This is a genomic window from Streptomyces sp. NPDC035033 (genome assembly GCF_040636735.1).
GTDB lineage: Bacteria > Actinomycetota > Actinomycetes > Streptomycetales > Streptomycetaceae > Streptomyces.
In genome coordinates, this window is record NZ_JBEZUZ010000027.1 from 40867 (window position 1) to 63301 (window position 22435).

The 22435-nt window shown below is 73.3% G+C and carries 24 protein-coding genes; 10 read left to right on the plus strand and 14 right to left on the minus strand.

Annotated elements, in window-relative coordinates; translation table 11 throughout:
- Positions 1-107: 107 nt before the first annotated feature.
- From AB0E83_RS14140 to AB0E83_RS14150, 3 genes are all read left to right on the plus strand, one after another.
- Positions 108-1046, plus strand: a complete 939-nt coding sequence (locus tag AB0E83_RS14140) for an RNA polymerase sigma factor SigF (RefSeq protein WP_362110048.1) — start codon at positions 108-110, stop codon at positions 1044-1046.
- A 599-nt stretch (positions 1047-1645) separates the two neighbouring features.
- A complete protein-coding gene (locus AB0E83_RS14145) occupies positions 1646-1945 on the plus strand; it encodes a hypothetical protein (RefSeq protein ID WP_362110050.1) in 300 nt (99 codons plus the stop codon).
- A gap of 152 nt (positions 1946-2097) precedes the next feature.
- The gene (locus tag AB0E83_RS14150) at positions 2098-2646 is read left to right on the plus strand and encodes a TetR family transcriptional regulator (protein WP_362110118.1); all 549 of its coding nucleotides are present in this window, start codon (positions 2098-2100) and stop codon (positions 2644-2646) included.
- Positions 2647-2710: 64 nt separating this feature from the next.
- Here the strand turns inward: AB0E83_RS14150 and AB0E83_RS14155 are convergent, their stop codons facing one another.
- Positions 2711-2935, minus strand: coding sequence for a hypothetical protein (locus tag AB0E83_RS14155; RefSeq protein ID WP_362110052.1), 225 nt, complete (start codon positions 2933-2935; stop codon positions 2711-2713).
- Positions 2936-3117: 182 nt separating this feature from the next.
- On the opposite strand from AB0E83_RS14155, the gene AB0E83_RS14160 reads away from it, so the two are divergent.
- Both AB0E83_RS14160 and AB0E83_RS14165 read left to right on the plus strand, forming a co-directional pair.
- The gene (locus AB0E83_RS14160; RefSeq protein ID WP_362110054.1) at positions 3118-3561 is read left to right on the plus strand and encodes a MarR family transcriptional regulator; all 444 of its coding nucleotides are present in this window, start codon (positions 3118-3120) and stop codon (positions 3559-3561) included.
- A gap of 59 nt (positions 3562-3620) precedes the next feature.
- Complete coding sequence (locus AB0E83_RS14165) at positions 3621-5213, plus strand: MDR family MFS transporter (protein ID WP_362110056.1); 1593 nt, start codon at positions 3621-3623, stop codon at positions 5211-5213.
- A gap of 81 nt (positions 5214-5294) precedes the next feature.
- Here the strand turns inward: AB0E83_RS14165 and AB0E83_RS14170 are convergent, their stop codons facing one another.
- The 13 genes from AB0E83_RS14170 to AB0E83_RS14230 all read right to left on the minus strand — a co-directional run bounded on the left by AB0E83_RS14170 (position 5295) and on the right by AB0E83_RS14230 (position 19373).
- Positions 5295-6185 carry a TetR/AcrR family transcriptional regulator gene (locus AB0E83_RS14170; protein WP_362110058.1) on the minus strand — a complete coding sequence of 297 codons (891 nt, stop codon included), beginning with the start codon at positions 6183-6185 and terminating at the stop codon, positions 5295-5297.
- A 34-nt stretch (positions 6186-6219) separates the two neighbouring features.
- Positions 6220-7764: an MFS transporter gene (locus AB0E83_RS14175; protein ID WP_362110060.1), complete on the minus strand. Its 1545-nt coding sequence runs from the start codon at positions 7762-7764 to the stop codon at positions 6220-6222.
- Positions 7765-7853: 89 nt separating this feature from the next.
- Positions 7854-10049: a glycosyltransferase family 39 protein gene (locus tag AB0E83_RS14180; RefSeq protein ID WP_362110062.1), complete on the minus strand. Its 2196-nt coding sequence runs from the start codon at positions 10047-10049 to the stop codon at positions 7854-7856.
- Positions 10046-11329 carry a bifunctional glycosyltransferase family 2/GtrA family protein gene (locus AB0E83_RS14185; protein WP_362110064.1) on the minus strand — a complete coding sequence of 428 codons (1284 nt, stop codon included), beginning with the start codon at positions 11327-11329 and terminating at the stop codon, positions 10046-10048. Before AB0E83_RS14185 ends, AB0E83_RS14180 begins: the two co-directional genes overlap by 4 nt.
- 26 nt (positions 11330-11355) lie before the next feature.
- Positions 11356-12894 (minus strand): ATP-binding protein, encoded by a 1539-nt coding sequence (locus AB0E83_RS14190; protein WP_362110066.1) that lies wholly within the window; start codon positions 12892-12894, stop codon positions 11356-11358.
- Positions 12895-12898: 4 nt separating this feature from the next.
- Complete coding sequence (locus tag AB0E83_RS14195; RefSeq protein ID WP_362110068.1) at positions 12899-13654, minus strand: response regulator transcription factor; 756 nt, start codon at positions 13652-13654, stop codon at positions 12899-12901.
- Positions 13655-13878: 224 nt separating this feature from the next.
- Positions 13879-14784: an amidohydrolase family protein gene (locus AB0E83_RS14200; protein ID WP_362110070.1), complete on the minus strand. Its 906-nt coding sequence runs from the start codon at positions 14782-14784 to the stop codon at positions 13879-13881.
- Complete coding sequence (locus AB0E83_RS14205) at positions 14771-15106, minus strand: antibiotic biosynthesis monooxygenase (RefSeq protein WP_362110072.1); 336 nt, start codon at positions 15104-15106, stop codon at positions 14771-14773. The genes AB0E83_RS14200 and AB0E83_RS14205 overlap by 14 nt, the downstream gene beginning before the upstream one ends.
- A gap of 84 nt (positions 15107-15190) precedes the next feature.
- A complete protein-coding gene (locus AB0E83_RS14210) occupies positions 15191-16063 on the minus strand; it encodes a DUF2797 domain-containing protein (protein WP_362110074.1) in 873 nt (290 codons plus the stop codon).
- Between the two features lie 64 nt (positions 16064-16127).
- Positions 16128-16958 carry a BRO family protein gene (locus AB0E83_RS14215; protein WP_362110076.1) on the minus strand — a complete coding sequence of 277 codons (831 nt, stop codon included), beginning with the start codon at positions 16956-16958 and terminating at the stop codon, positions 16128-16130.
- A gap of 147 nt (positions 16959-17105) precedes the next feature.
- Positions 17106-17471, minus strand: a complete 366-nt coding sequence (locus tag AB0E83_RS14220; protein ID WP_043224835.1) for a PH domain-containing protein — start codon at positions 17469-17471, stop codon at positions 17106-17108.
- Between the two features lie 466 nt (positions 17472-17937).
- A complete protein-coding gene (locus tag AB0E83_RS14225) occupies positions 17938-18588 on the minus strand; it encodes a YdcF family protein (RefSeq protein WP_362110078.1) in 651 nt (216 codons plus the stop codon).
- Entirely contained in the window at positions 18585-19373 is a 789-nt protein-coding gene (locus AB0E83_RS14230) for a GntR family transcriptional regulator (protein ID WP_362110080.1), read from the minus strand. Before AB0E83_RS14230 ends, AB0E83_RS14225 begins: the two co-directional genes overlap by 4 nt.
- A 477-nt stretch (positions 19374-19850) precedes the next feature.
- On the opposite strand from AB0E83_RS14230, the gene AB0E83_RS14235 reads away from it, so the two are divergent.
- The 5 genes from AB0E83_RS14235 to AB0E83_RS14255 are packed head-to-tail and all read left to right on the plus strand — an operon-like array spanning position 19851 to position 22430.
- On the plus strand, positions 19851-20117 hold the full coding sequence (locus tag AB0E83_RS14235; protein ID WP_362110082.1) for a DUF6284 family protein: 267 nt from the start codon (positions 19851-19853) through the stop codon (positions 20115-20117).
- Positions 20114-20563 (plus strand): Pycsar system effector family protein, encoded by a 450-nt coding sequence (locus AB0E83_RS14240; RefSeq protein ID WP_362110084.1) that lies wholly within the window; start codon positions 20114-20116, stop codon positions 20561-20563. Before AB0E83_RS14235 ends, AB0E83_RS14240 begins: the two co-directional genes overlap by 4 nt.
- Entirely contained in the window at positions 20560-21693 is a 1134-nt protein-coding gene (locus tag AB0E83_RS14245) for a conjugal transfer protein (RefSeq protein ID WP_362110086.1), read from the plus strand. The genes AB0E83_RS14240 and AB0E83_RS14245 overlap by 4 nt, the downstream gene beginning before the upstream one ends.
- Entirely contained in the window at positions 21690-22025 is a 336-nt protein-coding gene (locus AB0E83_RS14250) for an RRQRL motif-containing zinc-binding protein (protein WP_362110088.1), read from the plus strand. Before AB0E83_RS14245 ends, AB0E83_RS14250 begins: the two co-directional genes overlap by 4 nt.
- 21 nt (positions 22026-22046) lie before the next feature.
- On the plus strand, positions 22047-22430 hold the full coding sequence (locus AB0E83_RS14255; protein WP_362110090.1) for a DUF6251 family protein: 384 nt from the start codon (positions 22047-22049) through the stop codon (positions 22428-22430).
- The last annotated feature ends 5 nt before the right edge of the window (positions 22431-22435 follow it).

Consider the following 22435-nt stretch of genomic DNA (forward strand, 5'->3'; position numbering starts at 1 on the left):
TGCTGGGGACGCGTTTGCCGCAGCCCCACGGCCGGTATTGAGGTGGAAGCTGCGTTCCTCCGATGGTCGCGGCCCACCGCGACCGTCCGCGACCTCCAGGGGGTGGCATGTCCGCAGATCAGGGCAGCTCGAAGGTGCTCACGCTCACGCCCGTGCCGGTCCTCGTGCCCGAGCCCGTGCCCGCGCAGAAGACGGCGACGACGGCGGCCGAGAGCGAGACGCTCCCGCCGGTCTCCGCGGCCTCCCCGCCGCCCGCCGTCGCCCCGGAGTCCCTCGACACCCGCACCCTCTCCCGCTCCCTGTTCCTGCGGCTGCGCGCCCTCGACACCGAGGGCGCCGCGGCCGACAGCCCGGAGCGGACCTACGTCCGCGACACCCTCATCGAGCTGAACCTGCCGCTCGTGCGGTACGCGGCGGCCCGCTTCCGCTCGCGCAACGAGCCGATGGAGGACATCGTCCAGGTCGGCACCATCGGCCTGATCAAGGCGATCGACCGCTTCGACTGCGAACGGGGCGTGGAGTTCCCGACGTTCGCCATGCCGACCGTCGTCGGCGAGATCAAGCGCTTCTTCCGCGACACCTCGTGGTCGGTGCGGGTGCCGCGCCGGCTCCAGGAGCTGCGGCTCGCCCTCACCAAGGCCAGCGACGAGCTCGCCCAGAAGCTCGACCGCTCGCCGACCGTGCCCGAACTCGCCGCCGTCCTCGGGGTGTCGGAGGAGGACGTCGTCGACGGCCTCGCGGTGGGCAACGCGTACACGGCCTCCTCGCTCGACTCGCCCTCCCCGGAGGACGACGGCGGCGAGGGCTCCCTCGCGGACCGCCTCGGCTACGAGGACGCGGCCCTGGAGGGCGTCGAGTACCGCGAGTCCCTGAAGCCGCTGCTCGCCAAACTCCCGCCCCGGGAGCGGCAGATCATCATGCTCCGCTTCTTCGCGAACATGACCCAGTCGCAGATCGGCGAGGAGGTCGGCATCTCGCAGATGCACGTCTCCCGGCTGCTGACCCGCACCCTCGCCCAGCTCCGCGAGGGCCTGATCTCCGACTGACTTCCGCAAAGGCGCCCCTCGGTGACGGTGCGTCAGTCACACTGGGGCGCATGAGGCGCAGGAAGCAGCCGGTACTCGTGGCGGTGGCGCTCTGCCTCGGCGGAGCGCTCACCGCCTGCGGAGGCGGAGACGGCGAGGGGTTCACGGCGGTCGGCGCCGGTCCCTCGCCCGGCGGCGCGGTCGGGCCCTCGGGCGCGGTCACCCTGGTCCCGCTGGACACCCCCACGGCGAGCGGCACCATCTCCAGCACCTCGTCCCCGCCCCCGGCGCCCGGGACGCCGGCCACGTCCGCCCCGGCCGACCCGGCCCCCTCGCCCTCCCTCACGACCGGCGCGGGCACGGGCACCGGCACCGGCACGGTTTCCCGGCCCGGCGCGGGCTCCGGGACCGGTACGGGCGGTGGCGCGGGCGGCGGTACGGGCTCCTCCGGCGGTTCCGGAGGGGGTACGCCGTCGGGTACGCCGTCCGGCGGTTCCCCGGGCGGCGGCGGCTCGCCGTCCGGCGCGACCCCGAGCCCGCCCCGTACCCCCGGCGCCACGTCCGCGCCCGCCACCCCCACCCCCCGGCCGACCACCGGCACCCCCGCGCCCGGTCCCGCCGTGCTCGCCGTCTCCGCGCCGGTCACCGCCGACGCCGACCGGCGCTGGTGCGAGCGGGTCACGGTGACCTTCGAGAACACCGGGGGCTCCCCCGTCACCTCCGGCACCGCCACCTTCGCCACCCACGTCATCGGCGCGCTCGGCCTCGACTGGGGCACGGTCACCACCACCCAGCCGCTGCCGGTCCCGATCGCCGCCGGGGCGGCGCGGACGCGGACGTACACGGTGTGCGTGGACTCCTGGCGGGTGCCGCTCGGCATGCGCGTCGACACCCGCGAGGTGACCGCTAGCTGGCGGTGAGCCCGTACCGCACCCCGGTCAGCTCCTCGGAGAGGTCCCACAGGCGGCGGCCCGTCTCCGGGTCGGCCGCCGCGGCGGAGGGCCGCACCCCGGCCCCCGGCCCCGCCGCCCCGTCCCTCGCCCAGCGCAAGCGGCAGCTCGTCGCGACCGAGCTGACCGAGACCGCGCTCCAGCTCTTCGCGCACAGGGGCTTCGAGGCCGTCACGGTCGACGAGGTCGCCACCGCCGCCGGCGTCTCCAAGCGGACCTTCTTCCGCTACTTCGCCTCCAAGGAGGACGTGGTCGTCCAGTTCCTCGCCGGGATGGGCGCCGACATGCGGGCGGAGCTGGCCGCCCGGCCGGCCGGGGAGCGGCCCTCGGCCGCGCTGCTGAGCGCCGTCTCCGTGCCGCTCGCCGCCTGCGGCGACCACGCCGAGCGGACCCTGCCCGTGGTCCGGCTGATCCTGCGGACGCCCGCGCTGCTCGCCCGCTTCCTGGAGCACGAGGCGGGCTGGCGGGAGGAGCTGGCCGAGGAGCTCGCGCGCCGGCTCGGGACCGACCCGGCGGAGCTGTACCCGGCGCTCGCGGCGGGCATGGCGCTCACCGCCTTCGAGACGGTGCTGTGCCGGTGGAGCGAGGACGCCGGGGGGCCCGATCCGCTCGTCCTCATCGCGCGGGCCTTCGAGCTGCTGGCCCCGGCGCTGGACTCCGTACCGGGGTGAACGCGGGAGGGGCCGGCTCCGTACGGGTACGGAACCGGCCCCTCCGACGTGCGGGGACAGCGGGTCAGGCGACGGCGAGCCAGACGACGGCCGCCACCACCACGATCGCGGCGATCACGCCGGCGATCACGCCGACGCGCGGACCGGCCGAGGCCGCCGCGGCCTGCTGCGGCTGGTGCTGGGGGCCCTCGTCGACGAAGGCGCGGAACATCTGGGTGCTGCCGGCGGGGTCGTAGCCCTCGGGGCCCTGGGCGCCCTGGCCGTACGGTGCTTGCGGGTTGTGTGCCATGGGCCAGGACCCTAGCGAAAGCCGGGTGGGGGGCCCAAGCCCCGGCACCCCGCCGCCGCCCGACCTCCACCGCACCTCCGCTTTGCCGATTCTTTAGCACCGTTTGACCGATTTAGTTTGCCTGGAGCAACCATCCATCTCTATGGTTGCCCTAAGCAACAAGTTGGGACAGGGGGCGCGAGATGGAAGCGCGGAACCGCTACGAGGAGCTCGCCCGCGCGGTGAGCGCGTTCGGGGCGGTGAAACGCGGCCTCGCCCGCGTCCTCCCCGGTGACTGCCAGGGAGCCTCCGCGGCCGTGCTCGCCCTGCTCAAGCACCACGACGACATGCGGATGAGCCGGCTGGCCGAGCTCATGGCCGTGGACATGTCGGTGTGCAGCCGCCACGTGGCGCACACCGTGGACCGCGGCTGGGTCGAGCGCCTGCCCGACCCCGGCGACGGCCGCTCCCGCATCCTGCGGCTCACCCCCGCGGGGGTCGCGATGCTCGCCGAACTCGACCGGCGGGTGACCGAAGCCTTCACCCACCACCTCGCGGAGTGGTCCGACGACGACGTCGCACTGCTCACCACCCTGCTCGCCCGACTCCGCGACTCCTTCGGGGACTGCCGGGCCCTTCACGCCTGACCGCGCCGACCGCGCGCGAGCCCGCCCGACCACGCTCGAAACCAGAGGAATCCCACTTCATGGCTACGACCACGCCCGACACCGGTGTGCGGGGCGCCCCGGCCGCCGGATCCGGAGACCCCGCCGCTCCGATGACGCACCGTCAGATCATGGAGGCGCTCTCCGGGCTGCTGCTCGGCATGTTCGTCGCCATCCTGTCCTCGACGATCGTCTCCAACGCCCTCCCGCAGATCATCACCGACCTGGGCGGCGGCCAGTCCGCCTACACCTGGGTCGTCACCGCGACCCTGCTCGCGATGACCGCCACCACCCCGCTCTGGGGCAAGCTGGCCGACCTCTTCTCCAAGAAGCTGCTCATCCAGATATCCCTGGCCATCTACGTGGCCGGCTCGATCGTCGCCGGCCTCTCCCAGTCCACCGGCATGCTCATCGCCTGCCGCGTGGTCCAGGGCGTCGGCGTCGGCGGCCTCACCGCCCTCTCGCAGATCATCCTCGCCGCGATGATCTCCCCCCGCGAGCGCGGCCGGTACAGCGGCTACCTCGGCGCGGTCTTCGCCGTCGCCACCGTCGGCGGCCCGCTGCTCGGCGGCGTCATCACCGACACCGAGTGGCTCGGCTGGCGCTGGTGCTTCTACGTCGGCGTGCCGTTCGCGGTCATCGCCCTGATCGTGCTCCAGAAGACCCTCAAGCTGCCCGTCGTGAAGCGCGAGGTCAAGGTCGACTGGGCGGGCGCCTTCTTCATCAGCGCCGCCGTCTCCCTGCTCCTCGTCTGGGTCACCTTCGCCGGTGACAAGTACGACTGGATGTCCTGGCAGACCGTGGCCATGGTCGGCGGATCGGTCCTGCTCGGCGCGGTCTTCGTGCTCGTCGAGTCCAAGGCGTCCGAGCCGATCATCCCGCTGCGCCTCTTCCGCAACCGGACCATCACCCTGGCCTCGCTCGCCTCGCTCTTCGTCGGCGTCGCGATGTTCGCCGGCACGGTCTTCTTCAGCCAGTACTTCCAGCTGGCCCGGGGCGAGTCGCCGACCATGTCCGGCGTCCTCACCATCCCGATGATCGCCGGCCTCTTCGTCTCCTCGACCGTCTCCGGCCAGGTCATCACCAAGACCGGCCGCTGGAAGGCCTGGCTGGTCAGCGGCGGCGCGCTCGCCACCGCCGGCCTCGGCCTCCTCGGCACCCTGCGGTACGACACCCCGTACTGGCACACCGCCCTCTTCATGGCGGTCCTCGGCCTCGGCCTCGGCATGATGATGCAGAACCTGGTGCTCTGCACGCAGAACCAGGTCGCCCCGTCCGACCTCGGCGCCGCCTCCTCCGTCGTCACCTTCTTCCGCTCCCTCGGCGGCGCGATGGGCGTCTCGGCGCTCGGCGCGGTCATGGCCCACCGGGTCACCGACTACGTCAAGGAGGGCCTGGCCGAGCTCGGTCCGAAGGCCGCGGGAGCGCTGGGCCAGGGCGGCACCGGCGGCGCCATCCCCGACGTGGACAAGCTGCCCGCCCCGATCCGCACGGTGGTGGAGAGCGCGTACGGACACGGCGTCGGCGACGTCTTCCTCTACTCGGCGCCGTTCGCGCTGCTCGCCTTCCTGGTGACGCTCTTCATCAAGGAGGTCGCGCTGAAGAGCAGCACGGTCACGCCGGAGGAGGCCTAGAAAGGACTCCCGGCCGCGCTTCGAGCGGAGGCGCGGCCGGGACGGGACGGAGCGGCGGGCAGGGGACGGCCCGCCGCTCCGTCATGCTTCCGGGGCCCCGTCGGTTCCCCGCGCTTCCGGCGCCCCCTCGGCCTCTCCGGTCTCCCGGGCCCCCTCGGCCCCTCCGGTCTCTCCGGCCTCCCGGGCTCCCTCGGTCTCTCCGGTCTCCCGGGTCTCCCGCACGACCATCACCTCGATGCCGGCCACCAGGAGGTCCAGCGCGAAGGCGAAGTCCCGGTCCCAGATGTCGCTGACCGAGCCGTGCGAGGCCCGCTCGTCGAGCAGGTCCACCATCGGCTGCAACGACTCCATGAAGGCGGGGTCGTCCCGGAACGCCTTGATCGACGCGCCGTAGAAGTCGTCCGAGTCCATCCCGGCCTCGGCGGCGCGCCGCCCGAACTGCGCCTCGATCGTCCCGTAGCCGTACACGAACTGGAAGACGGCCGACATCGCGCTCGGCCGCCGGCTCAGCGGCAGGCCGGTCGCGGCGATCGTCTCCTGGATCTTCGCGCCGACGGCGATCGCGTTCGGCCCGATGTTCAGGTACTGGCCCGCGCACGGCGACATCCACGGGTGGCGGACCAGCATCCGGCGGTACTGGAGGGCGAGGGTCCGCAGGCGCTCCCGCCAGTCCCGGCCCTCGTCGACCGCGGCCAGGCCGATCTCGCCGTACACGGTGTCGATCGCGTACTCGATGATGTCGTCCTTGGTGTCCACGTACCAGTACAGGGACATCGCGGTGACGCCCAGCTCGGCGGCGAGCCGGCGCATCGACAGCTTGGCGAGCCCGTCCCGGTCGAGCATCCGGACCGAGGCGGCCACGATCCTGTCCCGGTCGAGCCCGGCCGGACCGCCGCCGGTACGGGCGGCCCGCCGCTCCAGCCAGACGCTGGAACCCGCCGGGTTCCTGTCCCGGTCCGCGGCCTTGACCATGCGGTTCCTCCGTCCGTCGGCGCTCGTGACCATGCTAGGCAGCGGTGACGGACTCGGGTGCCGCGGGCTGCTCCGCCCGCTCCGTCCGCTCCGCCCGCCGCAGCAGGAAGGCGGCGAGGAGACCGCCGACGAGGACGGCGACCGCACCGACCAGCTGGCTCGTCTGGAGCCCGGAGGCGAAGGCGTCGGAGATCCGCGCCCGCTCGGCCTCGTCGCCGGCGGCCGCGAGGGCCGCCGGGAGGGAGGCGGCGGTGACGGTGACGAGGGCGGCGAAGCGGGCGTTGAGGACCGCGCCGAGGACGGCGACGCCGAGGCCGTTGCCGAACTCGGCGAGGGTGCCGTTGACGCCCGCGCCCACGCCCGCCTTCTCCGGCGGGATCGCGCTCATGATCGCGTTGGCCATGGCCGGGTTGGAGACGGCGAGGCCGACGCCCATGAGGACCAGGCCGAGCAGCATCCCCCAGTAGGTGCCGTCCGAGCCGCCGCCGATCAGGGCGATCGAGGCGAGGCCGGCCGCGACCAGCGTCATGCCGACCGTCACGGTGAGCGGGGTGCCGAGCCTCATCACGATCCGCGGGCCGATGCCGCTGAGGTTGAGGAGGACGACGGTCAGCGCCAGCGGCGCCATCCGCAGCCCGGCCTCCAGCGGCTCGTACCCGAGCACGAACTGGAGGTGCTGGGTCAGCAGGAACATCGAGCCGCCCATCCCGAACATCACCAGGATGGCGCCGGCGACCGCGCCCACGAACTTCTGGTTGCGGAAGAAGTGCATGTCGAGCATCGGGTACGGGGTGCGCAGCTCCCACAGCGCGAACGCGGCAAGCACCACGACGCCGATCGCGGCCGGGACCAGCACCTCGGTGGAGGTCCAGCCGTGCTCCGGGCCGGTGATGATCGCGTACACGGCGGCGGTCATGCCGATGGTGGAGAGCAGCGCGCCGAGCAGGTCGGGGCGGTCGCCCTGGGGGTTCTTCGACTCGGGGACCAGCTTGAGGACGGCGACGAGGCCGACCACGGCCACCGGGATGTTGATCAGGAAGATCATCCCCCACCAGAAGTGGTCGAGGATCACGCCGCCGATCAGCGGTCCGGCGGCGAAGCCGAGCGAGCTGACGGTGGCCCAGAGCGCGATGGCCTTCACGCGCTCGGAGTCGTCGAAGATCTGCATGACGACGGCGAGCGTGGTGGTCATGAGCAGCGCGCCGCCGACGCCCATGCCCGCGCGGGCGGCGATCAGCTGGCCGGAGGAGCCGGCGAGGCCGGCGGCGAGCGAGCCGAGGCCGAAGAGCGCGAGGCCGACGGCGAGGAGCTTCTTGCGGCCGTAGCGGTCGGCCGCGTTGCCCGCGGTCAGGAGCAGGCCGGACTGGACGAGCGAGTAGGCGTTGATCATCCACTGGATGTCGCTGGTGGAGGCGTGCAGCTCCGTGGTCAGCGAGGGGATGGCGACGCTGAGGACGGTGTTGTCGAGGAGCACGGTGAGCTGGGCGAGACAGATGACGCCGAGGATCAGCCAGCGCTGGGGATGGCCGCCGGTCGGCGTGGCCGCCGGCGAGGGCGTGGCCGGGGGCGTGGCCGTCATGGAAGCTCCTTATACGGTGTACGAGGGTGCCGGGCTCGTACACCGTACAAGAGCTCTCGTACGCCGTATAGCGATTTTTGCCGGGGCGGCTACTTCGGGCTGGTCAGGTCGTAGAAGGTCGCTCCGCCGACGGTGGTGGCGGTGAAGTTCTCCTGCACCCAGGCGGTGATGGCGGAGCCGCTGCCCATGCCGCCTCCCATGCCGCCGCCTCCGCCCGTGCCGCCTCCGCCGATGAAGTAGTGGATCCTCCCGTCGGCGACGTACCGCTGGAACTCGGCGAGGGTCGGGGACGGGTCGCTGCCGTTGAAGCCGCCGATCGCCATCACGGGCTTCTCGGTGGCGAGCTGGTAGCTCGCCGCGTTCTGGGCGCCGATCGCGGCGGCGGCCCAGGTGTACGCGTCGGCGTCCCGGAGCAGCTTCGCCTTGGCCTCGGCGCCGACGCTGGCGCCGTTGAGGAGACCGCCGAGGCCGCCGCCGGCCATGCCGCCGCGCTCGCCGGAGCCGGGCATCCCGCCGGTCTGGCCCATGGGGGGCTGCTGCCCGCCCTGGTTCTGGCCGCCCTGGTTCTGGCCGCCTTGGTTCTGGCCGCCTTGGTTCTGGCCGCCGCCAGGGAAGCCGTTCGGGGGCTGCATGCCGTTGGGGGGCTGCGTGCCGTTGGGGGGCTGCATGCCGTCGGCGCCCTGGCCGCCGCCGTCCATCCGTGTCATCCCGGGCGGCAGTTCGCCGCCGCCCGGGAACGCGCGGCCGCCGCCCGGTCCGCGACCGCGTCCGCCGAAGCCCGCGCCCGCCGGGCCCGCCGTGACGATGGAGCCCTGGTGGCCGGTGGACAGCGTCTCCAGGGTGTACGCGAACGGGCCCGCGAGTCCCGCCGCCAGACCGAGGCCCGCCAGCGCGAGGCCCGCCCGCCGGTCGACCCGGCCCGCGGCCGGCAGCCCCAGCGCGGCCACCGCGCCCGCGCCGAGCACCGCCCAGCGCAGCCACGGCAGGTGGTCCGGCGTACGGCCGAGCAGCACCCAGCCCCACCAGGCCGTCACGCCGGCCGCGACCGCGAGGCCGGCCGCGGCGGCGAACCGGGTCCGCTCCTCCCACAGGACCGCCGCGCCCATGCCGATCAGGGCGGCGAGGTACGGCGCCAGGGCCACCGTGTAGTACTCGTGGAAGATGCCGGCCATGAAGCTGAAGACGCCCAGCGTCATCAGCAGCGCCCCGCCCCACACCAGGAACGCGGCCCGGGCCGTGTCCGTGCGCGGCGCCCTCCGGGTGACGACGAGTCCGGCGACCAGCAGGAGCAGCGCGGCCGGCAGCAGCCAGGAGATCTGGCCGCCGACGGAGTCGTTGAACATGCGCAGCAGGCCGGTCTCGCCCCAGCGGCCGCCCTGGCCGCCGCCGGGGCCGCCCCCGCCGCCGACGCTGCCGACCTCGTCGCCGTTGATCCGGCCGAGGCCGTTGTAGCCGAAGGTCAGCTCCAGGAAGCTGTTGTTCTGCGAGCCGCCGACGTACGGGCGCGAGGCCGCCGGCCAGAGCTCGACGAGCGCGACCCACCAGCCGCCGGAGACGACCAGCGCGAGCCCGGCCAGGCCCAGTTGCCCGAACCGCCGCAGCGGCCGGACCGGGGCGCAGACCGCGTACACGAGCGCGAGCGGCGGCAGGATCAGGAACGCCTGGAGGGTCTTCGTCAGGAACGCGAGGCCGAACGCGATCCCGGCGCCCACCAGCCACTTCGTACCGCCCTCGGCCCGCTCCAGGGCCCGCAGCACCGCGTACCCGGCGACCGTCATGAGCAGCGCGAGCAGCGCGTCCGGGTTGTTGAAGCGGAACATCAGCGCGGCCACCGGGGTCAGCGCGAGCACCGTGCCCGCGAGCAGTCCGGCGCCCGCGCCGAAACGGCGGCGGACCGCCGCGTACAGCACGGCGACCGTGGCCGTGCCCATCAGCACCTCGGGCAGCAGGATCTGCCAGGAGCCGAGGCCGAAGAGGCGGACGGAGAGCGCCATCGGCCAGAGCGCGGCGGGCGGCTTGTCGACGGTGATGGCGTTGGCCGCGTCGAGGGAGCCGAAGAAGAACGCCTTCCAGCTCTCGGCGCCGGCCTGGACGGCCGCCGAGTAGAAGGAGTTGGCGTAGCCGGAGGCGGTCAGGTTCCAGAGGTAGAGCGCGGTGGTGGCGGCGAGCATGCCGAGGAGGGCCGGGCGTACCCAGCGGGCGTCCTCGGGCCGGCCGCGCCACAGCCGGGCGAGCCGGCCGGGCGTCGCCCCGGGGGCGGTGGGCGGATGCGGTGGGGTGGTCATCGGGGGTCCTCCGGAGCGGGCCGGCGGTCCGGGAAGACCCAGAGCCGGAAGAGCAGGAAGCGCAGCACGGTCGCGGCGAGGTTGGCGACGACGAGCACGGCGAGTTCGGTGGAGTGCGCCGGGTCGCCGGTCGCCGCGCCGAGCGCCGCGAGCGAGCCGCTGGTCAGGGCGAGGCCGATGGCGAAGACCACGAGCCCCTGCGCCTGGTGGCGGACGGCCCGGTCGCGGCCCCGCACGCCGAAGGTGAGCCGGCGGTTCGCGGCCGTGTTGGCGACGGCGGAGACGAGCAGGGCGGCGGCGTTGGCGGCCTGGGCTCCGGCGCCGAGCCGGAAGAGGGAGTAGAGCGCGAGGTAGCAGAGCGTGGAGAGCACGCCGACCACGCAGAAGCCGACGAGCTGGCGGGCGAGTCCGCCGGGGACCCCGGCGAGTTCGCGGTCGCGCGGGTCGTCGCCGAAGGGCCGGGCGAGCCGGTCCAGCGGCAGCGAGCCGGTGGCGAGCGCCCGCCCGACCCGCCACACGCCCTTCAGGTCGTCGGTGGCGGTCCGCACGATGTGCACGGACGAGTCGGGGTCGTCGACCCAGTCGACCGGCACCTCGTGGATCCGCAGCCCGGCCCGCTCGGCGAGGACCAGCATCTCGGTGTCGAAGAACCAGCCGGTGTCCTCGACCATCGGCAGGAGCCGTTCGGCGACCTCGCGCCGGATCGCCTTGAAGCCGCACTGGGCGTCGGAGAAGCGGGCGGCGAGCGAGCCGCGCAGGATCAGGTTGTAGGCGCGGGAGACGAACTCCCGCTTGGGCCCGCGCACCACCCGCGAGGAGCGGGTGAGCCGGGAGCCTATGGCGAGGTCGGAGTGGCCCGAGATCAGCGGCGCGACGAGCGGGAGGAGCGCGTTGAGGTCGGTGGACAGGTCCACGTCCATGTAGGCGAGGACGGGGGCGTCGGAGGCCGACCACACGGTCCGCAGCGCCCGGCCGCGGCCCTTCTGTTCGAGCCGTACGGACCGCACCTCGGGCAGCTCGGCGGCGAGGGCGGCGGCGAGGGCGGGCGTGGCGTCGGTGGAGGCGTTGTCGGCGACGGTGACGCGGAAGCCGTACGGGAAGGTGCGCTCCAGGTGCGCGTGGAGCCGGCGGACGCACGGCTCCAGGTCCTTCTCCTCGTTGTGGACGGGGATCACCACGTCCAGAACGGGCCGGCCCGCTTCGCTCGCCGGCAGGTGCTCCCGGGCGGGGAGGGTGCCGGGGGCCTGCGTCGCGGGCCCCGCGAGGGTGTGGGTTCGCATGCCCACGACCCTCGCCGGGCCCGCTGTCACGGCTGTGTGATCAGCCTGTGGTGCGCCTGTGAGTGCGCCTCCGCCGGGAGGGTCACCGAGAAGACGGTCCGGCCGGGGGCCGACGCGACCGTCACCTCGCCGCCGTGGGAGGTGACGACGGCCCGCACGATGGCGAGGCCGAGCCCGGTGGAACCGGCCTGCCGGGAGCGGGAGGCGTCGCCGCGGGCGAAGCGCTCGAAGACGGCGGGCAGCAGCTCGGGCGGGATGCCGGGTCCGTCGTCCTGGACCTCGACGACGACGGCCGTGCCCTCGGTCCGGACGCGGGCGGTGACGGTGGTCCCGGGCGGGGTGTGCGTCCGGGCGTTGGCGAGGAGGTTGAGCAGCACCTGCTGGAGCCGGGCGGCGTCGCCGCGGACGGGCGGCGGTCCGTCCTCCGCAGGCAGTTCGAGGCGCCAGTGGTGGTCGGGCCCGGCGGCGCGGGCGTCCCCGACGGCGTCCACGACGAGCGGGACGAGGTCCGTGCTCTCGTGCGCGAGGGGGCGGCCGGCGTCGAGCCGGGCGAGCAGCAGCAGGTCCTCGACCAGGCCCGTCATCCGGGTCGCCTCGGACTCGATCCGGCCGAGCGCGTGCCGGGTGTCGGGCCCGCACTCCTCCCGGCCGCGCCGGGTCAGTTCGGCGTAGCCGCGGATCGAGGCGAGCGGGGTGCGCAGTTCGTGGCTGGCGTCGGCGACGAACCGCCGGACGCGGGTCTCGCTCCGCTGGCGGGCGTCGAGGGCCTCGTGGACGTGGTCGAGCATCCGGTTGAGCGCGGCGCCGACCTGCCCGACCTCGGTCCGCGGGTCGGCCTCGGCCTCCGGGACCCGCTGGGGGAGCGCCACCTCGCCGCTGCGCAGCGGCAGCCGGGCGACCTGGGCGGCGGTGACGGCGACCCGGCGCAGCGGCCGCAGCGCGATCCGCACCAGCACGGTCCCGGCGAGCGAGGCGGCGGCCAGGGAGGCGCCGGTGAGGCTGAGCTCGACGAGGACGAGGGTGGAGAGGGCGTTCTCGACCTCGGCGAGCGGGATGCCGGTGAGGAAGGCGCCGCCGATGCCCTCGGCGTAGGTGACCCGGTACGCGCCGAGGCCGCCGGGCAGCTCGACGGTGTGCGCCCGGCCGTCGCGGGGCACCTCGGCGAGCGCGGTCTTCTGCGCCGCGTCCAGCTTCTCGACCGGGAAGCGGGGCCGCCCGTCGGCCGTGCCGTCGCCGGCCACCTCCGTCGAGTACCCCGCCTCGGTGACCTCGTCCCCGGCGACGACGGCGCCGAGGGTGCCGATCGGGGAGCCCGGGTCGCCGAGGAAGACGAGCCGCCCCCGGTCCCGCCCCGGGGTGGGACCGGGCGGCGCGACCGGCGGCCCGGCGGCCCGCTGGGCGATCCCGGTCAGCTGCTCGTCGGCCCGGTCGTAGAGGTAGGACCGGTACGCGATGGTGGTGACCGTGCCGATGACGGCGGCGACGACCGCGATCAGCGCGACGGCGGAGACCACCAGCCGCGTCCGCAGCGACCACGGCCGCCGGGCGCGGCCCCGGAGGCGCACGTGGTCACTCCCCCGGCTTGATGAGGTAACCGGCCCCCCGCCGGGTGTGGATCATCGGCGAACGACCGGCGTCGATCTTCCGCCGCAGGTAGGAGATGTAGAGCTCGACGACGTTGGCCTGGCCGCCGAAGTCGTACGACCACACCCGGTCGAGGATCTGCGCCTTGCTGAGCACCCGGCGCGGGTTGCGCATGAGGTACCGCAGCAGCTCGAACTCGGTCGCCGTGAGGTGGATCGACTCGCCGCCCCGGGTCACCTCGTGGCTGTCCTCGTCGAGGGTGAGGTCGCCGACCGTGAGCACCGACTCGCTGCGGGCCTGCGCGGCCCCGGAGCGACGGATCAGGCCGCGCAGCCGGGCGACGACCTCCTCCAGGCTGAACGGCTTGGTGACGTAGTCGTCGCCGCCGGCCGTGAGCCCGGCGATCCGGTCCTCGACGGCGTCCTTCGCCGTCAGGAAGAGGACCGGCACGTCGGGCAGTTCGCGCCGGATCGAGCCGAGCAGGCTGAGCCCGTCGACGTCCGGGAGCATGATGTCCAGGACGACGACGTCGGGCCGGAACTCCCGCACGGCGCGCAGGGCCCCGGCCCCGTCGCCGGCGCTGCGGACCTGCCAGCCCTCGTAGCGCAGGGCCATGGAGAGCAGTTCGGAGAGGGAGGCCTCGTCGTCGACGACGAGGACGCGGACGGCGGTGCCGTCGGCACGGAGCAGATCGGCGCGGGTGCCGCGGCGGGCTGATGTGCTGCGAGTGGTGACGGTCATGGCTCCCACGCTCGCCGCCGCCGCTGAGATCCCCCTTGCGCTTTCCTGTGAATTCCCTGAGAAAGCGGCCCGGCGGGACCCGGGTGCCCGGGGGCGGCCGGGCGGTGTTTCACGTGAAACGGCCCTCCTGTCCCCTTGAGGAGCGATGGGCGCCGGTTTCACGTGAAACAGGCCGGCCCGGCTTCACCCGGAACAGGCGGCCCGGCTCCACCCGGGACGGCCGGTCACGGTTTCACGTGAAACATCGCGGCGCCGTTGTCGTGGAGGACCGCCCGGAGCCAGTCGTCGCCGAGCCCGAGCCGTTCGAGGGCGTGGAGCTGGTGGAGGTACGGGTACGGGATGTTCGGGAAGTCGGAGCCGAGCAGGATCCGGTCCTGGAGGCCGGCCAGCCGCTTGAGCGCCTCGCGCGGGAAGGGCGCCAGCCGCTCGCTGAAGTCCGTGAACGCCATGGTGGTGTCCAGGTGCACGCCCTCGTACCGCTCCGCGAGACCGAGGAAGTCCTCGTACTCCGGCATGCCCATGTGGGCGACGACCAACCGCAGCCGGGGGTGCCGGGCGAGCAGCGCGCCGACCGGCCCGGGCCCGGTGAAGGCGCCGGGCGCAGGCCCGGAGCCGCAGTGGATCACGACCGGCGTCCCGCTCTCCGCGAGCAGCCCCCACACCTCGTCGAGCAGCGGATCGTTCGGGTCGAAGCCGCCGACCTGGAGGTGCACCTTGAAGACCCGCGCCCCGGCGTCGAGCGCCTGCCGTACGTACGCGGCGGCCTCCGGCTCGGGGTAGAGGGTCGCGGTGTGCAGGCAGTCGGGCGTCCGGGCGGCGAAGTCCGCGGCCCAGGCGTTGAGCCAGGCGCCCATGCCGGGCTTGTGCGGGTAGAGCATCGAGGTGAAGGCGAGCACCCCGAAGCCGCGGAGCAGTTCGACCCTCCGGTCCTCCTCCTCGCGGTAGGTGATGGGCCAGGGCTGTCCGGTCAGCGGTCCGACGGCGTCGAAGTAGGCCCAGACCTTGTCGAGGACGTTCTTCGGCATGAAGTGCGTGTGCACGTCGACGAGTCCGGGCAGTCCGAGCCGCGCGGCGAGCGCCCGGACGGCCGCCGCCTCCTCCTCCGTGCCGGTGGGCTCACTCCCGCTCAAAGCCGTAGCTCCGCTCGACCTTCCCGATGTGGACGCTGTACGCCTCGTACCAGTGCTCCCGCCCGTACTGCTTCGCGGCCGTGTGGGCGGCGTCGAGGCGCCAGGCGTCGAGCGCCTCCAGGTCGCGGAAGTAGGCGACGGTGATCCCGAGGCCGCCGGGGGTGCGCGCGGACTCGTACCCGAGGAACCCGGGCACCGCGGCGACGCGCTCGCGCATCCGGGCGGCGGTCTCGGCGTACCCCTCGGGGTCGTCGGGCCGCAGGGAGGTGAAGACGGCGGTGTAATAAGGCGGTTCGAGACCGGAGACCAGTTTCTGAGTCATGCGGTCACCCTCCCGGGGCGGGGCGGGCGGTGTCCACGGGCGGCGGCCGAAGGGATCCAAGACTTTACGAAGGGCCCCGGCCGGTCAGAACAGCGCGTCCTGCTCGCCCCCGGTCTCCGGTACGGCCCCGACCGGCACGCTCCAGGGCTCGTCCTCCCCGCCCCGTTCCAGCCCCCATCCGCCGAGGAGCCGCCCGTCGAGCACGAGGTGGCGTCCGTCGGGGGCGAGCAGGTGCAGGTCGGGCCCGGCGGCGGCGCGCACCCGCCCGGTGACGACCCCGCCGTCGACGAGTTCGGTGACCGTCCCGTCGGGCGGGGGCAGCGACGACAGGTTGAAGGCGTCCCCATGGTCGTACGGGGTGAACGGCAGCGCGTCGAGGGTCTCGCCCCAGCCGGTGACGCCGAGGGCCCGCCCGTACAGCTCCTCGATCTCCGCCCGCCGGGCGCCGGCGTCCGGCAGGCCGGCCCGCAGGGCCCGTTTCCGCTCGTACGACACCCGGTCGGGCACGCCGAGCGCCTGGTGCAGCACCTCCTCCGTCCGCCGGGCGGCCATCAGCGGCCCGCGTCCGAGCCAGCAGAAGGCGACGGCCCCCTGTTCGAGCAGCCGCACGGAGCCCCGGTGCTCGCCGGTGATGCCGACCTTGACGGTGCCGGTCCCGAACCAGGCGAGGTAGACGCGGTAGGGGCGGGGGTCGTCGGCGAAGGTGTCGGCGGCGACGGAGTGGGCCCGGTCGAGCCGCGCGCACGCGGGGCAGAGCCCGCCGGTGGACCGCCCCGGCACGGGGGCGCCGGTGGGGCAGGGGTTTCCCCGCACCCCTGCGCAGGCCCGCCCGCCCACGGCCCGGAAGGCGAGCTCCCGCCCGTACGCGACCGGGCTCACCCGCCCGCCCCACCACCGGAGGCCGGGCGAGCCGCCGGCCCATCCGACCCCACCGCTGCGCCACACCGTCCCGGCCACCTCCCCGCACCGCCGACCCGCCCCTCCCCCCCAGTCTCCCGCCCCCGCGCCCGGCCCGGGGCGGTCAGGGCAGCACGTAGATCCGGGTCCCGTCCGGGCAGGGGTCGCCGACCTCGCGCATGCACCCCCGTTCGATGAGCCGCCGGACGCAGTCGCGGACGCGCTCGCCGGAGAGGCCGGTGCGCCGGGTGACGTCCTGCGGGCGGCAGCGGACGCCGCCGCGGATCAGGGCGGGGGCGAGGAAGCTGGCGACGGCCCGCAGGTCGCCGCTGATCTCCCAGGACTCGACGAGCTCCTGCGCGCTCAGCGCCGGCGCCGTCGCGGCGCCCCGCTGCCGGGGCACGGCGAACCGGTGCTCAAGGGAGTCGGCGACCCTTGAGAGGCTGCGCCGCGTCTCCCGCAGCAGCTCCGCGTACTCGGCGCACTCCGCGAGGTGCGCGGCTCCCTCGTCGAGCGTCCCCTCCAGCCGTACGAGGACGTCGACGAGCTCGGGCGGCAGCACGAACCCGCCGTGCGCGGGCGCCGGTTCGAGCCCGTAGCCGCCGTGCCGCTGCACTTCGGCCACCAGCTCCCCCACCCAGGACCGGAACGGCCCGGCCTCGGGCGAGCGGCAGGCCGTGACGAGCTGCACCAGGCCGGGGAGGCTCACCATCCGCGCGGTGCCGCGGATGCCACTGCGCGCGAGTATGTCCGGGGTGGGGGCCAGCTCGCGGGCCGGCGCAAGGCACCAGGGGGGCAGGGCCACGGCCCTCAGCGCCTCGCGCGGCCCGGCGTACCCGAGCCGCCGGGCCACGTCCACGAGGGGGAACCAGTGCGCCCCGTCGACGGCGGTCAGCCGCCTCAGCCGTCCCCCGGCGGCGGTCCGTACGAAGTCATCGATGTCGATCGCGTCCACGATCATCACCTCCACCGCGCACGGTAGGCCGACGGCATATTCAAATGACATGCACATCGGACGGGTTCACCCAAAAGGGGAAGGCCCCGGGCAAACCCGGGGCCTTCGCGCGGTGTCCGACGGCGCCTGAACCGCCGTCAGCGAGCCCTAGCGGGCGACGAACTGGGTGAGGATCGCCTGCACCTCGTAGATGTCCACGCCCTTGGTGAAGGTCTTGGTGACGGGCAGCTGCTGGCCCGAGATCCAGATCTTCAGCTCGGCGTCGAGGTCGAAGGTCCCGGCCGTCTCGACGGCGAAGTGGGTGATGCTCCGGTACGGGATCGAGTGGTACTCGACCTTCTTGCCGGTGATGCCCTGCTTGTCGACGAGCACGAGCCGCCGGTCCGTGAAGAAGATGACGTCACGGATGAGCAGGTACGCGGCGTGCACCTGCTCCCCCTGCCCGAGCAGCCGCGCGTAGTCCTGCTGCGCCTGCGCCGGATCGATCGCGTGCGCGTTCCCGAAGAGCGCCATGCCCTTACCCCCCACTTTTCAGTCAAAAAATACGATCACCCGAACCTAACCCCACTCGAACCCCTCCTGGCAACGACCCGAACCCCCACCGGCCGGCACACGCGCGGCCCGACCGGACCGACGCGACGGCGCCGGCCGACGCGTGGTCCACACGGGTCGAGAAGTCGCCCGCCCGGCCGCGGATCTCCAGGGGGCGCGTCCCGGGATCGATCGCGTCGCCTTGTCCCCAGCCCCGACGCAACGCAAGAGGCCCCGGATCTCTCCGGGGCCTCTCACCTGTGTGCACTCGGCAGGATTCGAACCTGCAACCTTCTGATCCGTAGGCGCGTGCTACCCCGCACCTCACTGGTTGGTTCCCCGCACTACGCGGCAAAGGGCACGGCCCCATATCTGTGGGCGTCCGCCAGCGTGCGTGGGCGTTGATGTCAGTGACTGATGTCAGTCCTGCCGCTCTGCTCAGCTCAGCTCACTCTGCCATGAGGCGACTGACGAACCCTGCCTGCCTTAGCCGCTCATAGGCCCCAAGAACGTCCTCGGGGACTTCCTGGGTGATCGTGAAGCCCCGCTCTGGATAGACAAGCAGCCGCTGCTGAGCGCCGACCAGCATGTCCAGTACAAGGCGGGCATCGCCGATCGAGTCGACGTACTCCTCCAGCCGCATGTTCGTGGAGGCGCTCACGACGTCGACGTCGGGCCACAACTTGCGCGCTGTCGCGTACGCGCGCCGCTCCTCGTACGGCTTGCTGACGAGAAGAATCGACGAGACGTGCGTCCCGTGATCGTGAAGCACGGACCGCGAGAAGCGGATGTTCTCGCCCGTGTTCCTCGCGTGCGGCTCGACCAGGATCGCCGACTCCGGCACTCCGAGTTCGAGCGCCCGCTCGCGGTAGTGCTCGGCTTCCCCCCTGGGCATTCGCCCCTTGGTGGTGCGGCTGGTGGCGCCGGTGAAGACCATGAGCGGGAACATTCCCCGCCGGTAGAGACCGACGGTCGCGTCGGCGACACCTAGGTCGTGGCTACCCAGACCGATGCCCACAGAGCAGGGCCGCACCTCGTGCCCCATCTGCTGGAAGTCCCACAACCTGTGGGCATCGCTCCAGTCCTGCGCGGAGATCACTGCCCCTCCCCTGCGGCCGAGTCAGGCACCTTGAAGTCGTAGGCCCACGCGAAGCGCGTGGCAGCGTGGACGCCTACAGCGAACTCCACAACGGTTCCGTCCGCCGTGTACGTGGTCCGGTGGAGTTCGACGACCCACTCACCCGGCATGAGCTTGAGCTGTTCGGCTTCCTCGGGCTTCGCGGCCCGCGCGAACAGCTCTTCCCGCATGTGGTCGATCTCGTACCCGGCGTCGTAGAGAACCCGGAAGCCGCCGCCCCTGCCCGCGGGTCCCGGCGTCGGGTCGACGATCCTCGTCCCCTCGACATGCTCGGGCCTGTAGTAGCTGGTCAGCGTGTGAGTCGGCTGATCGCCCTCCTTCACCAGGCGGGCACGCGCGTACACGTAGGCCCCCTCAGGCAGACCGTGTGCCGCAGCGACATCGGCTGACGCCGGCACCCGACTGACCGACTGCGTCTGCTCGTTGCGCTTGTAGGCCCGTCCAGAGGCGACTCGGTCAGCAATGAACGCCACCTCGTCGCCGTCCCGCCACTTCGCCTTGTCGTACCGGGCAATGCCTAGCCGCTTCAGCGGAGCACGTTCACGCACGACGGTGCCGTGCCCTCGGGAGGAGGTGACCAGCCCCTCCGCTTCGAGCGCCTTGTAGGCGGCGTGCACCGTTGCTTTTGATCCTTCACCCGCCTCCACCAGGTCCCTGATCTGCGGAAGCCGCGCGCCCGGAGCGTACTCGCCGTTCCTGATCTGCTCCGCGATCTTGTCCGCCAGTTCCCGCCACTTCGGTGCCACGCGAACTCCTCTCGACTGACTCCAGTCAAACACAGTCCTAGGACTGTTGACAGTCCTAGGACTGTGCGCCATTGTCTTCTCAAGCGCTCCGCAGTCCTAGGACAGCGGAGCGCGGGAGGGCCTTCTTTGGGCTGCTCCCGGCGCCCGGAGGGTCCCCGGAAGGGTCTCGATGGAAGCGACTGGCCCTTGAGAACTGAACAGCGTGCTGAGGCATCCGCCCCCCTCCAGCGACAAGCGGGCGGCGTACGCGGGTTCTGTCCCCGCGTACGGATCAGCGCAGCTCAACCACTCCGCACCTGCCTTCTCGGCGGCTGCGGCCGGTTGCCTCCTCCGTCCGTCCGGTCCCCTTCGTGGGGTGCCGTACGGGCGGGGTTGAGGGGAGCCGGTTGGTTCCACACGGCGTGAGGCCCCGGTGCGGGAACACCGGGGCCTCGTTCGGGCCGTTCCTACCCCCTGCTGTGAAGGGAGCACGACCCAATGAAGTCCATCGCTGCACTTCAGGCCGTTGTTACGGCCAACCCGTTCGACGGTGAGCCGTCGGACGCGGAGCTGGACGCGATCGAGCGGGAGATGCCGCTGATCGCGGCGGAGATCGACCTGCTGGACGTGGAGATCTGGATGCTGGACCGTCCGGCCACGGTGCTGGACGAGCGGCGGATCCGCCGGGCCCGTAACAGGGTGCTGGACGAGCGCCGTAACCTGACCAACCGCGCCGGCCTGGCGCAGTCGGGCGGTGCCGCATGACGCACACCGACACCGCGCTGACCGCCGCGCACGCCGAGGTCAAGGCGGAGCTGGCGCGCACCGACACGAAGGCGTCGCTGCTGCTGGCGTTCACCGGCGCCGCGCTCGCGGCCGTCTGGGCGGTCGCGAGCAACAAGCCCCTGCACCCCGCCGCCCTGGTCGTCGGCGGCGCGGGCGCGGTCGTGCTGCTGGCGGTCGTGGCACTGCTGCTCCGGGCGGTACGGCCCAACCTCGGTGGGGGTGGTGGGTTCCCGAAGTGGGCCACGCTCAGCGCAGAGGAGATCCGTACGGCGTTCGCCGAGGACCGGCGGGCCGAGGAGATCGCGAACCTCTCCCGGATCGCGGTGACCAAGTTCGCCCGCCTCCAGCGGGCCATCGACCTCACCTACCTCGCCGGCGCCCTGCTGGCGGCCGCCGCAGTGATCGCCCTGGTCGGTGCGGCATGACCGGCGGCCGGGAACTGGGCACGCTCCAGCGGGTGGTGCTGGGGGCGGCGTTCGTGCCGATGCTGGTCACGGGCGGCGCCGGCGGGTACGGCACCTACACGAACATCAAGGCCGCCTACGGCTCCGGCACCGCCGTCGGCGCGGTCGCGGCCGGCGAGGGCGCCACCGCCGTCCTCGCCATCGTCCTCCTCGGCCTGACCCTGCTGGGCCAATCCTCGCCGAAGGTGATCCGGGCGGGGCTGTGGGCTCTTCCCGCCACCGCAGCCGCCATGTCCGCCACCGCCGCCACCACTCCCGGCGAGGTCGTGATCTACGCCCTCACCCCCATGGGCATGACCGCCTCCGCCGAGGGCGCCGCGTTCCTGGCCCGGCGGATCGTCGTCTACCGCGACGGCCGCGACGCCGAAGCCGAAGCCCACGCCGCCGATCTGGTGCAGGCACTCGCGTATCAGCGGGCGATGGCCGAGCGGCACCCCGACCCGAAGGTCCGCAAGAAGGCGGAGCTGGAGTCGTGGAAGCTCGCGAAGAAGGTCGGCGCCGGTGACATCGTCCTGGGCACCCGACTGGTCGACGCCCAGCGCGAGAAGGTCACCGCCGGCGCCCACGCCGCCCTCGCCGACATGTTCGGCGCCACCACTCTCGCCCCCGCCGTCGCCGGACCGGTCGAGCCGGAGCAGGCCGTCACGGTGGAGCTGGAGGTCGACCGGTCGACTCGACCGGTCGACCCCGCGAATGCGGAGGAATCGGAATGGACCGGTACGGAACGGTCTACCTCTGACCAGCCGCTTCCCGCCCTCGCCCCCGCCCCGGCCGACCCCGGCCCGGCGGACGAGGAAGAGTCCACCCCGCCCGTTCCGGTCGAGTCGACCGGTCGAGCGGCGATGCGGGTCGTCGCGGCCGAGCAGGCGGCTCCGGTCGAGCGGGTGACCCACCGGGTGCCGGACGCGGCGAAGACTCCCGTCCCGCGCCGTACGCGAGACGAACTGCTTGCTGAAGCAAGGCAGTTGACCGAGTCGTGGCCGGTGGAGAACTTGACGGCCGACCGGATCCGGCGGGCGGTTCGCACGTCGCCGGAGAAGGGCCGTTGGCTGCGCGAGACCCTGCGCGCCGAGCGGGGTGAGGCCGCGTGAGCACGCTCCCGGTCTACCGCTGGCGGCTGGCGCCGGAGGGGTTGGCGACGTTCCGGCAGCTCCGAGCGATGGGGCTGCGGCCGGGCGGTCAGCCGGTCGTGGCCCAGCTCGAACGCCCCCGCCGCCGGCGCGGCCCTCTGGTCGCCTACCTCTACCGCATCGACCTCGCCCGCCCGGTCCGGCCGATGACCCCGGCCAAGCGGGCCGCCCTGGCTCGGGCGAACGCGGCCCGCCGGGTCTGCCCCGCGTGCGGGCGGGACACCGGATACCGCATCCCGCCCTCGCTCGGCATGTGCAGCCCCTGCGCCTACCCCGACACGACCGCCGCCTGAGCGGCGCGAAGGAGTCCCGCCATGAGCAACCTCCCCGAGCCGATCCGGGTCGTGCAACTCCCGGACGGCACCTACGCCTACGCCGACCAGCTCCCCGCCCCGGTCCAGCCGGGTCCGGTGCCACAGGTCATCCAGCACATCCACCAGGCCCCGCCGGACCGCACCGTGCAGCGGATCGCGCTCGGCTCCGGCATCGGCGCCGGCACCGTCGCCGCCGGCGTCTACTTCGGCCCCCTCCTCGTCGGCGCGCTGACCGCGATCGCCGCGAACCTCGCCCTGCTCGCGTTCCTCGCCGTCGCCATGGCCTGGGGAGTCGTGACCGTCGTGAAGTCCGTCGGCGGCACCGACGGCGCGAACGCCGTGAAGAACGTGGGCAAGGCCCGTAAGTCCCTGCGCCGCCGCTGACGGCT

Bases quoted from the DNA above. Each gene is read 5' to 3' on its own strand.
- AB0E83_RS14140 (WP_362110048.1), top strand. From the start codon at position 108: ATGTCCGCAGATCAGGGCAGCTCGAAGGTGCTCACGCTCACGCCCGTG.
- AB0E83_RS14155 (WP_362110052.1), bottom strand. From the start codon at position 2,935: ATGGCACACAACCCGCAAGCACCGTACGGCCAGGGCGCCCAGGGCCCC.
- AB0E83_RS14160 (WP_362110054.1), top strand. From the start codon at position 3,118: ATGGAAGCGCGGAACCGCTACGAGGAGCTCGCCCGCGCGGTGAGCGCG.
- AB0E83_RS14165 (WP_362110056.1), top strand. From the start codon at position 3,621: ATGGCTACGACCACGCCCGACACCGGTGTGCGGGGCGCCCCGGCCGCC.
- AB0E83_RS14170 (WP_362110058.1), bottom strand. From the start codon at position 6,185: ATGGTCAAGGCCGCGGACCGGGACAGGAACCCGGCGGGTTCCAGCGTC.
- AB0E83_RS14175 (WP_362110060.1), bottom strand. From the start codon at position 7,764: ATGACGGCCACGCCCCCGGCCACGCCCTCGCCGGCGGCCACGCCGACC.
- AB0E83_RS14180 (WP_362110062.1), bottom strand. From the start codon at position 10,049: ATGACCACCCCACCGCATCCGCCCACCGCCCCCGGGGCGACGCCCGGC.
- AB0E83_RS14185 (WP_362110064.1), bottom strand. From the start codon at position 11,329: ATGCGAACCCACACCCTCGCGGGGCCCGCGACGCAGGCCCCCGGCACC.
- AB0E83_RS14195 (WP_362110068.1), bottom strand. From the start codon at position 13,654: ATGACCGTCACCACTCGCAGCACATCAGCCCGCCGCGGCACCCGCGCC.
- AB0E83_RS14205 (WP_362110072.1), bottom strand. From the start codon at position 15,106: ATGACTCAGAAACTGGTCTCCGGTCTCGAACCGCCTTATTACACCGCC.
- AB0E83_RS14220 (WP_043224835.1), bottom strand. From the start codon at position 17,471: ATGGCGCTCTTCGGGAACGCGCACGCGATCGATCCGGCGCAGGCGCAG.
- AB0E83_RS14235 (WP_362110082.1), top strand. From the start codon at position 19,851: ATGAAGTCCATCGCTGCACTTCAGGCCGTTGTTACGGCCAACCCGTTC.
- AB0E83_RS14240 (WP_362110084.1), top strand. From the start codon at position 20,114: ATGACGCACACCGACACCGCGCTGACCGCCGCGCACGCCGAGGTCAAG.
- AB0E83_RS14245 (WP_362110086.1), top strand. From the start codon at position 20,560: ATGACCGGCGGCCGGGAACTGGGCACGCTCCAGCGGGTGGTGCTGGGG.
- AB0E83_RS14255 (WP_362110090.1), top strand. From the start codon at position 22,047: ATGAGCAACCTCCCCGAGCCGATCCGGGTCGTGCAACTCCCGGACGGC.